Raw genomic sequence first — 13432 nt, forward strand, 5'->3', positions numbered from 1 at the left:
TCAAAAACCGGATAATGGCGGCCATTCTGTTCAGCTCGCTATTCTGGTAGTCCCCCATGGAAATCAAGGTCAACTTTCTCGACAACCTTCGACTTGAAGCCAAGTTCGACGACTTCACGGTGGTGGCCGACCAACCGATCCGCTACAAGGGCGACGGCTCGGCACCGGGTCCGTTCGACTATTTCCTGGCCTCGTCGGCGTTGTGTGCGGCGTACTTCGTGAAGCTGTATTGCGAAACCCGCAATATCCCGACCGATAACATCCGCCTGTCGCAGAACAACATCGTTGACCCGGAGAACCGCTACAACCAGATCTTCAAGATTCAGGTCGAGTTGCCGGCAGACATCTCCGACAAGGACCGCCAGGGCATCCTGCGCTCCATCGACCGCTGCACTGTGAAAAAAGTGGTGCAGGCCGGCCCTGAGTTCGTGATCGAGGAAGTGGAAAACCTCGATGCCGACGCCCAGGCACTGCTGATGCCGGGCGCGAACTCCAGCGCGAGCACTTACATTCCGGGCAAGGATCTGCCGCTGGAGCAGACCATCGCCAACATGTCGGGCATCCTCGCCGACCTCGGCATGAAGATCGAAATCGCCTCGTGGCGCAACATCGTGCCCAACGTGTGGTCGCTGCACATCCGCGACGCGCACTCGCCGATGTGCTTCACCAACGGCAAGGGCTCGACCAAAGAGGGGGCGCTGGCGTCGGCACTGGGCGAGTTCATCGAGCGCCTGAACTGCAACTTCTTCTACAACGATCAGTTCTGGGGCGAAGACATCGCCAATGCGCCGTTCGTGCATTACCCGGACGAGCGCTGGTTCAAGCCGGGCAGCAATGACGAGCTGCCGACCGAGATCCTCGATCCGTACTGCCTGAAGATCTACAACCGCGACGGCGAGCTGCGCGGCTCGCACCTGATCGACACCAACTCCGGCAATGAACAGCGCGGTATCGTTTCCCTGCCATTCGTTCGCCAGTCGGACGGCGAGGTGGTGTATTTCCCGTCGAACCTGATCGAAAACCTGTACCTGAGCAACGGCATGAGCGCCGGCAACACCCTGGCCGAAGCTCAGGTGCAGTGCCTGTCGGAAATCTTCGAGCGCGCCGTGAAGCGCGAAATCATCGAAGGTGAATTTGCATTGCCGGACGTGCCGCAAGAAGTGCTGGCGAAGTACCCGGCGATCATGGCCGGCATTCAGGGCCTGGAAGCCCAGGGCTTCCCGGTGCTGGTGAAGGATGCATCGCTGGGCGGCGAATTCCCGGTGATGTGCGTCACGCTGATGAACCCGCGTACCGGCGGCGTGTTCGCCTCGTTCGGCGCGCATCCGAGCTTCGAAGTCGCGCTGGAACGCAGCCTGACCGAACTGCTGCAGGGCCGCAGCTTCGAAGGCCTGAACGATCTGCCGCAGCCGACCTTCGAAGGTCAGGCGGTCACCGAACCGAACAACTTCGTCGAGCACTTCATCGATTCCAGTGGAGTGGTGTCGTGGCGCTTCTTCAGCGCGCAGGCGGAATACGAGTTTGTCGAGTGGGACTTCACCGGCCAGGGTGAAAACTCCAATGCCGAGGAAGCGGAAACCCTGTTCGGCATCCTCAAGGGCATGGGCAAGGAAGTGTACATGGCGGTGTACGAGCACATTGGCGCCACCGCTTGCCGCATCCTGGTGCCGGACTACTCGGAAATCTATCCGGTGGACGACCTGATCTGGGACAACACCAACAAGGCGCTGTTCTTCCGCGAAGACATCCTCAATCTGCATCGCTTGAACGAAGAAGAACTCCAGTCGCTGGTCGAGCGTCTGGTCGAAAGCGAACTGGACGACTACACCGACATCACCACGCTGATCGGCATCGAGTTCGACGACAACACCGTGTGGGGTCAACTGACGATCCTGGAACTGAAACTGCTGATCTGGCTCGCCCTGGGACAAATCGAGGAGGCTAAGGAAGCGGTGGAGATGTTCCTTCAGTACAACGACAACACCGTCGAGCGCGGTCTGTTCTATCAGGCCGTCAACGGGGTGCTGGAGATGCAGCTGGACGAAGACCTGGAGCTGGCCGACTACGAAGCCAACTTCCGCCGCATGTTCGGCAACGAACGGATGGACGCCGCGATCGGCTCGGTGGACGGCAGCGTACGCTTCTACGGCTTGACGCCGACCAGCATGAAGCTGGAAGGCCTCGACCGTCACCTGCGCCTGATCGACAGCTACAAGAAACTGCACGCGGCCCGGGCCAATGTGACGGCTTCGGTTCGCTGACAGCGATGACAACAAAAAAGCACCTTCGGGTGCTTTTTTGTTTTTAAGATGGACGCCTGTCAGAAGGAGCGATGCAATGGATCTGAAGTTCAGTCACGTCGATGTGCTGGTCAACAACCTCGAAGAGGCCTGCGCCTACTATGCGCAGATCCTGAAAGCGAGAATCTCCCGGACCCTCGTCTGGGAGCGGGGTGGCCTGCATGTTCGCTACGCGGTTGCGCTGATCGGGCAGGAGCGTTTCATGCTCGTCCAGCCATTGGCGGGCAACCTCAAGGAACTGCTGGACTCGTCGGGGGAGGGGATGATCTATCGCCACTGCTATTCGACACCGGACATCGAGAAGGCTTACGACGAACTGGTGATCGCCGGCGTGCAGCCCGAAGACGAAAACGGACAGCCCCTGGAGCGCGCCAACCTGCAATCACCGTCTGGCACACGCATCATCTGGCTGCCCAAGCGCTTCGGGCATTTCTCTATCGAGATTCTCGAAGAGCAGGCGCTGGAGGCGTTCATCACATCTGCATTTGCCTGAGTCTTTTTAAAGGGGACAGATTTATTTTGAAAATAAATCTGTCCCCTTTTGCATTTATGTCTTCGTCTGAAAAATACATGCGTTGTTATGCATCCGATTGCATGCCTGCTCCGTAAATTCAGCACCCTCATTCGAAGGGTCGAAGAATTCAGGAGACACACCATGCACTCGCTCATCAAACGCATTGCCATCGCCTGCTTCACATTGCTCTGCCTTGGCACGGGATCGAGTTTTGCTGCCGATACCGTGATGGTCGGCGGTGCAGCCATGTACCCGAACAAGACCATCGTTGAAAACGCCGTCAACTCGAAGGATCACACCACGCTCGTTGCTGCGGTCAAGGCGGCCGGGCTGGTCGACACCCTCAACAGCAAGGGGCCGTTCACGGTCTTCGCCCCCACCAATGAGGCCTTCTCCAAATTGCCCGCCGGCACTGTCGATACGCTCGTCAAACCGGAGCACAAGGCCGACCTGACCACGATCCTCACCTATCACGTCGTTGCCGGCACTCACACGGCAAAACAGCTGATGGATGACGCCAAGATGCACGGCGGCAAAGTCATGCTCAAAACTGTTCAGGGCGAATCCCTGACCGTCATGCTGCACGACGGCAAGTTGTGGGTGGTGGACGCCAAAGGCGGGAAGGCTGCGATCACCATTGCGGACGTGATGCAGTCCAATGGCGTGATTCATGTAGTGGATACGGTGTTGATGCCGAAGTAATCCTTTAAAGGGGACAGATTTATTTTTTAAATAAATCTGTCCCCTTTTAGGGGCTTGGAATTGGCCAGCGTGCCCTCATAACAAGGGTTACCTCCAATATCCCCCGAGGGGAAGGACAGACCATGACCAGCCAAACCGAAACTGCCATCCTCGCCGGCGGCTGCTTCTGGGGCATGCAGGATCTGCTGCGGCGCTATCCCGGCGTCCTGCAGACGCGCGTCGGTTACACCGGTGGCGATGTGCCGAATGCGACCTACCGCAATCATGGCAACCACGCCGAGGCCATCGAAATCGTCTTCGATCCTGCCGTTATCAGCTATCGGCAGATCCTTGAGTTCTTCTTTCAGATACACGACCCGACCACGCCCAACCGTCAGGGCAATGATCTTGGCCCCAGCTATCGTTCGGCGATCTATTACCTCAACGAACAGCAACGCGACGTCGCCGAAGACACCGCCGCCGATGTCGACGCCACACGGCTGTGGCCTGGACGAGTGGTGACCGAAATCGAACCGGCCGGGCCGTTCTGGGAGGCGGAGCCGGAGCACCAGGATTACCTGGAGCGTATTCCGAATGGCTACACCTGCCACTTCATCCGCCCAAACTGGAAGCTTCCGAAGCGCGGCTGAGGTTCTTTAGCGTCAGTGTGAAAGAGGGGAACCGGTCTGTTTTCTGAAAAATGGACCGGTTCTTTTTTTGTCCTTAACTCTGAAAGGTAGCTAAGCAAGTTAGCTATATGCTAGTTTCGCGTCCTCATCACGACCAGCCCGGACCGATCCTGCACATGACGTCACCTTCATCTCCGCCAAATCCGACCGAAGACCCCCGCAGCCTGCAGATCGCCAGTGATGTCGTCGGCCAGCAGTTGCAACAGATCGCCATCCTGACGCGCAAGGCTGCCAGCCATCTGGGCACAGCGCTGGGCATCAATCAGACGGATGTGGCGGCGCTGGAACACCTGATCACTGACGGGCCTCTGCCACCGACTGAACTGGCGGCGCGTCTTTCAGTGACTACCGCCGGTATCACGCAGGTCATCGATCGACTGGAACGCGCCGGGCACGTGGTTCGCGAACGACAGCTCAATGACAAGCGCCGGGTGCTGGTGTGTCCGGTTCCGGAGTCGGTGGCGCAGGCCTATCGGCATATCGCGCCAATGCTCAACGGCCTGAGTGCCGTCCTCGGAGCACTCGACGGCAAGGATCGCGCCGTGGTTGAAGCATTCCTGGGCCAGGTGATCGAGGTCTACCGCACCACATTGCCGGGCAGCCCTGTGGCCACGTCTGAAAACCAGGACGCGTGATGAAACCAAAAAAAATACTGGTGACCGGCGCAAGCATCGCCGGGCCTGCTTTGGCCTATTGGCTGTCCCGCCAGGGTATGGACGTTACGGTGGTCGAGAGGGCGCCTGCGTTTCGCGATGGGGGGCAAACGATCGACGTGCGGGGCGCCGGGCGTGTGGTGATTCAGCGCATGGGTCTGGAAGATTTGATTCGGGCGAACACGACTCAGGAACAGGGCATCGCCTTCGTTGACCAGGATAACCGGACCCAGGCGTTTCTGGGTGTCGATGCGTTCGACGGGGAGGGGCCGATTGCCGAACTGGAGATCCTGCGGGGCGAGCTCGCCAGGCTATTGATCCAGCACAGTCAGGATCGAGTGACCTATCGATTCGGCGACAGCGTTGCAGCGATGGAAGACGATGGTGAGCAGGTTCATGTGCGTTTCGAGCAGGGTGCCGAGCAGGTTTACGATCTGGTGATCGTGGCTGAAGGGATCGGTTCGACAACGCGCAATCAGGTGTTTGGCAACGAAGTCCAGCGCCGTCCGCTCAATCTGTATACGGCCTATTTCACTGTTCCTCGGCAGCCGAGCGATGGCCAGGTCATGCGCTGGCACAATATTCCAGGTGGTCGCTGTGTCTGCTTGCGGCCTGACAATCTGGGTACCACCCGCGCGTTTTTGTCTTTTCAGCAGGCGCCGTGTGGATACGAAAAACTCGCGCAGGACGAACAGAAATCCTTGCTCAGGCAAATATTCGCCGACGCCGGTTGGGAGACACCCCGCGTGCTGGCTGCACTGGAGGAGGCCACCGACCTTTATCTGGACGCGGTGGGGCAGGTCAAAATGCCTCGTTGGTCCAAGGGGCGCATCGCGCTGGTCGGGGACGCGGCTTATTGCGCATCGCCCATCAGTGGCATGGGCACCAGCTTGGGTCTGTGCGGCGCCTACGTGCTGGCCGGTGAACTGGGGCGCCATGCCGACCATACCCAGGCGTTCGCGGCCTATGAAAAATTGATGCGGCCCTTTGTTGCCCAGGCGCAAAGCGTGCCTGGATTTGCCCCCAGACTGGCCTCGCCGCATTCGCGCCTTGGCATCGCCCTTGGTCACGCGGTGTTGAGGCTGGCGAGTGCGCCGGGGTTCAAGCGCCTGTTCGGGAAGATTCTTTCGCCGAAGGCTGATGCTATCGAATTGCCGGAGTATGACGAGCAGCCGTGGGTGTAGAGCGAGAGCATTCAATGGGGACAGATTTATTATCAAAAAATAAATCTGTCCCCATTTTGTTTAGAATTGCGCCCCCTGCAGTTCTGCAGGTTTGCCATGGAAAGCAGCCGTCCGCACCTGCGCCAGGCAATCGGCTTCTTCAAATTGAACAAGGATAAAGGCTCATGGGTATGAGAATGGCCGCGTTGGTTTTGTTGCTTGCAACGTCACTGACCGCCTGTGGAGGAAGCAAGGACAAGGCCAGGGAATTGGTCGATATCAGCGGCGCCTTCAAGGAGCATTACGATGAGGTGGTGGAAACCGTAATGCGAGATTACTCGCCACGTTACATGGCGGTGATGGACGAAGAAATCCGCGAGGTTGTGGAAGACAAAGTTCCCTTCGACGAGATCAGAAACCTGCGGATCGATACCTTGGCGGCTCACTTGCAGCCGGACGAACTCAATGCGGCGATTCGTGCCCACGATAACCCCGCGCAGAGCAAAGACATTTTGAACAACACGCCTGAGGGCCGCAGCTTTCTGGACAAGATCTTCGACGCTGAAGACTCCGTCGAGAATACCTTCCAGGCCCTATTGAAGGAGCGTGAACCCGCCATCCTTCAAGCGCTGGATAAAATCAATAACAAGAGGCTGGATGGCTAGGCGTCCCTGACGCACGCTCAATCCACCTTCACCGCCGCTGGCGGAGTCCACTGCCCGTCGAGCGCCGTCGCCATGAAGCATCCTTACTTCATGGCCGTCACCCGATGGCGGCGAGTCGCTGAAACCATAGCTCATGTTTGATCGAGTCAAATGGCGGTGACGGTCATTGCCGCCGGTTCAACCGGTCGATGCGCCACACCGGTTCCTGTACCCTGCAGCCTTTCACTCCCACGAGCATGGAAAATGGATTCTCACTCGATTCTGGCTTTTACCCTGGTGGCCGCAATTGCCATCGCCAGCCCAGGCCCCGCGACACTGATGGCGATCAACAACAGCCTGGCCCATGGTCAGCGCAGCGCGATCTGGTCGTCGCTCGGCAATGCCAGTGGCCTGTTCTGTCTTTCAGCCGCTGCGATGCTCGGGCTCGGCGCGTTGCTCGCCAGTTCCGAAATGCTGTTCAACGCGGTGAAGATCATCGGCGCCGGTTATCTGTTCTATCTCGGGATCAAGCAACTGTTCAAAAAGGACGCGATGCTTCAGAACAGCCCTCAGGACGAATCGAAGAAAGCCCGGCCCACGCGCCTGAAACTCTACAAGTCGGCATTCCTGACGGCCGTGACCAATCCCAAGGCGACGATGTTTTTCACCGCGCTGTTCCCGCAGTTCATCGACCAGGGCGCGACGCTGCTGCCGCAGTTCCTGATCCTGACGTCGATTTTCATGGCGCTGTCGGTGACGTCCCTGACGCTCTACGCCGCGCTCGCATCCCGGGCCAAAGGTGTGTTGACCCGTCCGGCGTTTTCCCGCTGGGTCAGCCGGGTGGTGGGGTCGACGTTCATCGGCTTCGGCGCCGCCATTCTGACCATGCGCCGGCAGGCTGCCTGAGGGGCAGCGTCCATCGCCAGCGTCAGCGGGTCATAAAGCTGCGAATCGCCTGTGTGGTTTCCACCGGTGCTTCTTCCATCAGCCAGTGACCCGCTCCGCCAATCACCACTTCGGTAACGTTGTCGGCGGCGTTGCGCATCACGATGGCTTCGTTATTACCGAAGGACTTTTCACCGCCGACGGCCAGGACCGGCATCGTCAGTTTGTTCTTTGACGACGCTTCGTTGTCTACCGCGTCCTGGCGAATGGCGCGGAACTGAGCGAAGGCCGCGTGCATCGCGCCGGGGCGGGCGTAGAGTTTGGCGTAATGCTGGCGGGTGGCTTCGTCGACTTTTTTCGGGTTGCCGGCGAACTCGTTCCAGAACCGATCCAGGTAAATGCGCTCACGGCCGGCGACCAGTCGCTCCATGTCCGGGCCTCCAAAATCGAAGTGCCAGAGCATCGGCGAGCGAACGATGTCGTTCCACGGCGCAATGCCCGGAACAGGCGCATCCATTACCACCAAGCGATCGGTCTGTTGCGGATACCGCGAGGCATAGGCGAACGCGACCATGGTGCCGATGTCGTGACCGATGACGACCGAATGCTCGATGCACAGCGAGGCGAGTACGGCGCGGATGTCTCCCGCCTGGGTCTTCTTGTCGTAGCCACCGTCGGGAATCGACGACAACCCCATCCCGCGCAGATCAGGGATCACCACGGTGTGATCCTTCGCCAGATCGGTCGCCAATGGCACCCACATGTCCCCGGTATCACCAAAACCATGCAACAGCACCACGGCCGGGCCTTTGCCGCCGATGCGCGTGTGGATCTTCGCGCCGTCCACGGCAATGTCTTGCGTGCGGAAGGAAGCGGGGAAGGGTTTCACGTCCGCATGGGCCGGAACACTCAGGGTCACCAGCAAGGAAGCGGTCAGCAAGGCGCGGATCATCACGGTGACTCCAGAGGTGTAGGTGGGTGGAGCGTAGACCGCTTTTAGAACGCTGCCTTTTACCGTTGAGCGTTTTGCGCGGGAGTCGGCCTCTGGCTGACTTGAGGTGCGGTGCAAAGCCTGTCGAGAAAGGTCGAAACCTGCCGTTTACCGCGCAAATGCACCACCGGGACGTCTGGCCCGATTGACTGGCGCACGTTGTCGATACCCGGGCGGTAACCCCGGTCAAAGGTCCATACGAACTTCAGAAACGTCAGGAATTTCCGGTCGATTTTTTCTCTGCAGCCTGCCGCGAGATCCGGGCGCGGGCGGTTCATGATGCTGCGTCGGATCACGCGGGCGAAGCAGGTGAGTCGTGGCGTATCAATCCAGATAATCAGATCGGCACGGGGCAGCCGCAGGTCGAAGGTTCGCCGGGCATAGTTGCCTTCACACACCCATGAATCCGCGTTGATTGCCTCGCGGACCCGTGTGCGGAATTGTTCTGCGTCGGGCTCGACCCAGTCTGGTTCCCAGAACAAGGTATCCAGATGAACCACGGGCAGGTTCAGGCGCTGGCCGAGGGCGCGGGCGAGGGTGGATTTGCCACTGCCGGCGTTACCCAGAATCACAATCCGTTGCATAGGGACGTCCTGTCGAAAAAAGCCGGCAATTGTGCAGGTTCCGGATGTTCAATCAAAGCGGATTCAGTCGTATTTCTTGCCTGACCCGCCGATATCAGGGAAGCTCCCGCGAATCCTGTCTCGGGCAAGTTGGCTGTACGATCGAATCGTTAGGGAAGCGTTGAATGGCGTTCAAGGTGTTGGTGGTCGGTGGGTATGGAAACTTCGGCAGCATCGTCTGCCGGCATCTGGCGTCGATGCCCGATGTTGATCTAGCGATCTCGGGTCGCGATCCGCACAAGTTGCTGCGCAAGGTCGAGGCGTTGCAAGCCGCTTCAGGAAAAAACTGCGCCAGTTGGTGCGGCGATGCCATGGGCCCCGGGTTTCAATCTGCGTTGGGCTCGATGGGAATTGAGCTGGTCGTCCACACCGGCGGCCCGTTTCAGGGGCAGTCCTATGCGGTTGCCGAAAGCTGCATCGAGGCCGGGGTGAACTATTGCGACCTGTCCGATTGCCGAACCTTCGTCAACGGTATTGCTGTACTCGATGCGCGCGCGAAAGAGGCGGGCGTGGCGATTCTCAGCGGTTGCAGTTCGGTGCCGACCCTGTCTTCGGCCATCATCGATCAGCAGCGGTATCGCTTTCAACGCATCGATTCGATCGAACATGGCATTTCCTCTTCCGCCAAGATGCCGGGGCTGTCTACCGTTGAAGGTGTGCTTGCCTACGCGGGCAAGCCGATCAAACAGCTTAAGGATGGCCGGGTTCACGAGGTGCCGGGCTGGCAGGATCTGACGTTGCGCAAGATGCCGCATCTGGGCACCCGCTTGCTGGCCAACGTCGACGTGCCGGACATGGACATTTTCGCCGGTCGCTACGGCGCCCGGACACTGAGCTTCAAGGCCGGTGCCGGGCTCAAGCTCGGCGGTGTCGCCAATGCGTTGTTCGCCCAGGCCCAGAAGAGGGGGCTGATTCGGGACCCTGCGCCCTGGGCTGCACGACTGCATCGTTTGGGCACCTGGTTCGAGCGACTCGGCGATGGCAAAAGTGCGATGTACATTGACGTGCAAGGTATCGGGGTTGAAGGGCAACCGCTGTCCATGACCGCTCAGCTGACGGCGTGGAACGACAAGGGCCCGGAAATCCCGAGCTGCGCCGCTGTGGCCCTGGCCACCAAAATGGCCCAAGGCTATGTGCCTGAACCCGGCGCCCGGCCTTGCGTGGGCGAAATCACCGTCGACGAATACATGGCCGCGATCAACGACCCTGAAAACCTGAGCCTGTCCGTGCGTTTCTCCGACGGGCAGCGCTGAGCATGCTTTACCTGTGCCTCAAATACATTCATGTGATCGCCGCGGTTTTCCTGTTCGGATTCGGCATGGGTTCCTACCTTTACCTGATCGCTGCCAGCCGCACCGCGAATCCTCAAGTGATTGCTCATGTGGCGAAAATGGTCGTGCGTTTCGACGCCTGGATCACCACCCCGGCAGGCTTCATTCAGATCGCATCGGGCTATGGGCTGATCAAGCTGGCCGGCCTTCCGTTGACCACGGAATGGGTGCTGACGTCGTTGATCATCTTTCTTTGTGTGGGATCGCTCTGGCTGCCGGTGCTGGTGCTTCAGAAGCGCCTGTACGTGATGGCTTCGAGTGCGAACGAGACCGGAGGAGGGCTCGCGGAGGAGTACCGGTCGGTGTACCAGAAATGGTTCTGGATGGGAGTGGCCGGTTTTCTGGGGATGTTCGTGATTGTCTTGATGATGGTGACGAAGATGACGCCCGTGCAGGTGCTAGGGCTGTTGCTGTAGCGAAGCCTTCAGAAAGCGTTGTTCATGATCGGGATCAGGCAGAAGACAGGTGTCATATTGTCCAAACAGCCGATAACGATTCAGTGCAATACGATCGTAGGCCCAGTTCCGAAGCCCGCGCGGGAAAATGCGCAAGCATTGCAAAGGACGCCAGCGGGCAGGCAGTTGAGCAACGACTTCGAAAAAGGCGTCGGAGCGCTCCCAATAGTGTCGGTCGCGGATGACCGCCATGGTGTCGAACTGATCGAGGGGTAAATCTGCCCAGGCGAGCAGCGCCTGCCCTTCGGGAGATTGCACCGCCGCCAGCCGGACTCGCTGATGGCGGTCATGACGAATCAGGAATTTCGCCCAGCCATTGCACAACTTGCAGACGCCATCGAACAACACCACCGTTTCGCCGGGTTTCAGCAGGGGAGCCGGTGAAGGGCGAATCCGGGAAACGGTCATAGACATCGGTCCATTGAGGCCTGGTTTCCCGGATCATATCCTTAAACGGTCACGACAATCTTTCCGACCTGCTGGTTGGCTTCAAGAAAGCGATGCGCCTCTTGAATGTCCTCGAGGGCGAACGTCTTCGCGATGATCGGTTGCAACGCGCCCGATGCGAGACCGTCGGAAATGAACGTCTTGGCTCGGGCCAGAGCGGCAGGATCCGCGACGACCTCCGCGTAAAGGTAGCCCTTGAGCGTCAGGCATTTGCCCAGCACGGTGAACAACGGGAACGGCGTAGGCTCCGGGCTCAAGGCGCCGTACTCAAGCAGAATGCCGCCCCTGGCCATGCTCTGGGTGAGCTGTTCGAAAGCCGGGCCGCCGATGGGATCGAACACCACGCGCGCGCCCTGACCATCGGTCAGCGCCATGACGGCGGCGACGATATCCTCTTCATCGCTGACGATGACGTGCGCGGCGCCGGCGTCCAGCAACGCCTGCTTCTTGGCCCGGGTGCGGGTCACGGCGATCGAAGTCGCGCCCACCATTCGGGCAATCTGGAAGGCTGCCAGGCCGACGCTGCTGGAGGCGGCAGTGATCAGCACAAAATCATTCTTCGTCAGTCTGGCCTGTTCGACGAGCGCGCCCCACGCGGTGACGTATTGCATCCAGGAAGCGGCGGCCTGTTCAAAGGACAGGTTCGACGGGTGTTTTACCGTCAGCTCGGCGGGCACGTTGGCCAGCTCGCCGTAGGTGCCCCATTTGGCGATGTCCAGCGGCGGAATCAGGCTGACCGCATCACCGACCTTGAACTCGCTGACACCGGCACCGACGGCAACCACCACGCCGGCCGCTTCATAACCGAGGCGGCTGGGAAACTGCGCTTCCTGCAGATAGGCGTGATTGCGGAACATGACCTCGGCCCGATTCAACCCGAAGGCCTTGACCTCGATTTGCACCTCGCCGGATGCCGGAGCCGGCACATCGACCGATTCCAGTTTCAAAACGCTTGCGTCGCCGTATTCATGAATCCTGACAATGCGTGCCATGGTTACCTCTTCTGTGATCAATGAGGCCGGTGTGACCGGCCTGAATTTGTGTGAAATCGCACCTGTTGCAGCCGTGCGCGTCGTTGCCATGGCCGTCAATTTAGGCTTTGGCCCGGGTCGGATAAAGACCTACGATAGCGCAACACTAGAAACGCAGGGTTTCCAATGGATCGCCTCACCTTGATGGCCGTCTTCGTCAAAGCGGTGGAGCTTGGCTCCTTCAGCGCGGTGGCCGATGAGCTCAATCTGTCCCCGCAACTGGTCGGCAAACAGGTCAAGATGCTCGAGCAGCATCTGGGTGTCTCGCTGCTCAATCGCACGACCCGCAAACAGAGCCTCACCGACTTCGGCCGCACGTTCTATCAACGGGCGAAGCTGATCCTGGCCGACATGGACGCCGCGGAAGAAATGGCCGCGATGACCCGAGGCGTACCCAGCGGCCGGCTCAGAATCAACGCACCGGTCACCTTTGGCGTCAGCACGCTGTCGCCTCGGCTGCTGGAGTACATGGTCAGGTATCCGCAGGTGTCGGTGGACCTGACCTTGTCCAACGAACTCGTTGACCTGGTGGAGGGCGGATATGACGTGGTGTTTCGAATCGGTGAACTGTCAGATAGCGGTCTGAAGGCATTGCCTTTGAAGCCTTATCAAATGGTGTTGTGTGCAGCGCCTGCCTATCTGGCCAGACGTCCACCGATTACGACCCCGCTGGATCTTCAGGAACATGAATGCCTGGCGTTTGCCTATTCGGACGGTCGCTCACACATTCGCCTCGAAGGGCCGGACGGTTGCATCGACGTGCCGATTAAAAGCAGATTGACGATCAATCAGGCCGACCCGTTGCTGTCAGCGGCGGTGGCTGGGCTGGGGGTCGTGCTGTTGCCGTTGGAGCTGGTCAAGGATGCACTGAGAAGTGGAACGCTGGTGAACCTTCTGCCGGACTACAACGTCCCGGTTTCCCTGATGAATCTTCTGTATGCACCGGACCCTCGGTTGACGCCCAAGCTGCGAAGCTTCGTGGATTTTGCCAGGGCTGCGTTTGGGGCGGATGCGTGAAAGGGGAG

At 59.4% G+C, this 13432-nt stretch carries 16 protein-coding genes; 12 read left to right on the forward strand and 4 right to left on the reverse strand.

The window, feature by feature from the left end; genetic code table 11:
• The first annotated feature begins 56 nt into the window (after nt 1-56).
• The 8 genes from AC1RME_RS21615 (at nt 57) to AC1RME_RS21650 (ending at nt 7550) form a co-directional block, all read left to right on the forward strand.
• Complete coding sequence (locus AC1RME_RS21615; RefSeq protein ID WP_096820651.1) at nt 57-2261, forward strand: OsmC domain/YcaO domain-containing protein; 2205 nt, start codon at nt 57-59, stop codon at nt 2259-2261.
• A 76-nt stretch (nt 2262-2337) separates the two neighbouring features.
• Nucleotides 2338-2793, forward strand: a complete 456-nt coding sequence (locus tag AC1RME_RS21620; RefSeq protein ID WP_096820652.1) for a VOC family protein — start codon at nt 2338-2340, stop codon at nt 2791-2793.
• Nucleotides 2794-2955: 162 nt separating this feature from the next.
• Nucleotides 2956-3516 carry a fasciclin domain-containing protein gene (locus tag AC1RME_RS21625; RefSeq protein WP_096820653.1) on the forward strand — a complete coding sequence of 187 codons (561 nt, stop codon included), beginning with the start codon at nt 2956-2958 and terminating at the stop codon, nt 3514-3516.
• A 122-nt stretch (nt 3517-3638) separates the two neighbouring features.
• Entirely contained in the window at nt 3639-4145 is a 507-nt protein-coding gene (msrA, locus tag AC1RME_RS21630; RefSeq protein ID WP_096820654.1) for a peptide-methionine (S)-S-oxide reductase MsrA, read from the forward strand.
• 155 nt (nt 4146-4300) lie between these two features.
• A complete protein-coding gene (locus AC1RME_RS21635) occupies nt 4301-4819 on the forward strand; it encodes a MarR family winged helix-turn-helix transcriptional regulator (protein ID WP_096820655.1) in 519 nt (172 codons plus the stop codon).
• On the forward strand, nt 4819-6021 hold the full coding sequence (locus tag AC1RME_RS21640) for an FAD-dependent monooxygenase (RefSeq protein ID WP_096820656.1): 1203 nt from the start codon (nt 4819-4821) through the stop codon (nt 6019-6021). The genes AC1RME_RS21635 and AC1RME_RS21640 overlap by 1 nt, the downstream gene beginning before the upstream one ends.
• Before the next feature lie 164 nt (nt 6022-6185).
• On the forward strand, nt 6186-6665 hold the full coding sequence (locus AC1RME_RS21645) for a hypothetical protein (RefSeq protein WP_096820657.1): 480 nt from the start codon (nt 6186-6188) through the stop codon (nt 6663-6665).
• Nucleotides 6666-6908: 243 nt separating this feature from the next.
• On the forward strand, nt 6909-7550 hold the full coding sequence (locus AC1RME_RS21650; protein WP_096820658.1) for a LysE family translocator: 642 nt from the start codon (nt 6909-6911) through the stop codon (nt 7548-7550).
• 22 nt (nt 7551-7572) lie between these two features.
• Here AC1RME_RS21650 and AC1RME_RS21655 read toward each other — a convergent pair whose 3' ends face one another.
• Complete coding sequence (locus AC1RME_RS21655; protein WP_096820659.1) at nt 7573-8481, reverse strand: alpha/beta fold hydrolase; 909 nt, start codon at nt 8479-8481, stop codon at nt 7573-7575.
• Between the two features lie 59 nt (nt 8482-8540).
• Nucleotides 8541-9104: a P-loop NTPase family protein gene (locus AC1RME_RS21660; protein WP_493091732.1), complete on the reverse strand. Its 564-nt coding sequence runs from the start codon at nt 9102-9104 to the stop codon at nt 8541-8543.
• Between the two features lie 164 nt (nt 9105-9268).
• On the opposite strand from AC1RME_RS21660, the gene AC1RME_RS21665 reads away from it, so the two are divergent.
• Entirely contained in the window at nt 9269-10396 is a 1128-nt protein-coding gene (locus tag AC1RME_RS21665; RefSeq protein ID WP_096820661.1) for a saccharopine dehydrogenase family protein, read from the forward strand.
• Nucleotides 10397-10398: 2 nt separating this feature from the next.
• A complete protein-coding gene (locus tag AC1RME_RS21670) occupies nt 10399-10890 on the forward strand; it encodes a DUF2269 family protein (protein WP_096820662.1) in 492 nt (163 codons plus the stop codon).
• Here the strand turns inward: AC1RME_RS21670 and AC1RME_RS21675 are convergent.
• Together AC1RME_RS21675 and AC1RME_RS21680 are read right to left on the reverse strand one after the other, a co-directional pair.
• A complete protein-coding gene (locus tag AC1RME_RS21675) occupies nt 10873-11337 on the reverse strand; it encodes a thiol-disulfide oxidoreductase DCC family protein (protein ID WP_096820663.1) in 465 nt (154 codons plus the stop codon). The genes AC1RME_RS21670 and AC1RME_RS21675 overlap by 18 nt on opposite strands.
• A gap of 41 nt (nt 11338-11378) precedes the next feature.
• Complete coding sequence (locus AC1RME_RS21680; RefSeq protein WP_096820664.1) at nt 11379-12368, reverse strand: zinc-dependent alcohol dehydrogenase family protein; 990 nt, start codon at nt 12366-12368, stop codon at nt 11379-11381.
• Between AC1RME_RS21680 and AC1RME_RS21685 the strand changes: the two genes are divergently transcribed.
• Complete coding sequence (locus tag AC1RME_RS21685) at nt 12358-12552, forward strand: hypothetical protein (RefSeq protein WP_141401782.1); 195 nt, start codon at nt 12358-12360, stop codon at nt 12550-12552. The two genes, AC1RME_RS21680 and AC1RME_RS21685, sit on opposite strands and share 11 nt — an antisense overlap.
• The gene (locus AC1RME_RS21690) at nt 12534-13424 is read left to right on the forward strand and encodes a LysR family transcriptional regulator (RefSeq protein ID WP_096820665.1); all 891 of its coding nucleotides are present in this window, start codon (nt 12534-12536) and stop codon (nt 13422-13424) included. Before AC1RME_RS21685 ends, AC1RME_RS21690 begins: the two co-directional genes overlap by 19 nt.
• Nucleotides 13425-13432: the final 8 nt, after the last annotated feature.

Source organism: Pseudomonas sp. GW822-FHT03F08 (genome assembly GCF_058801265.1).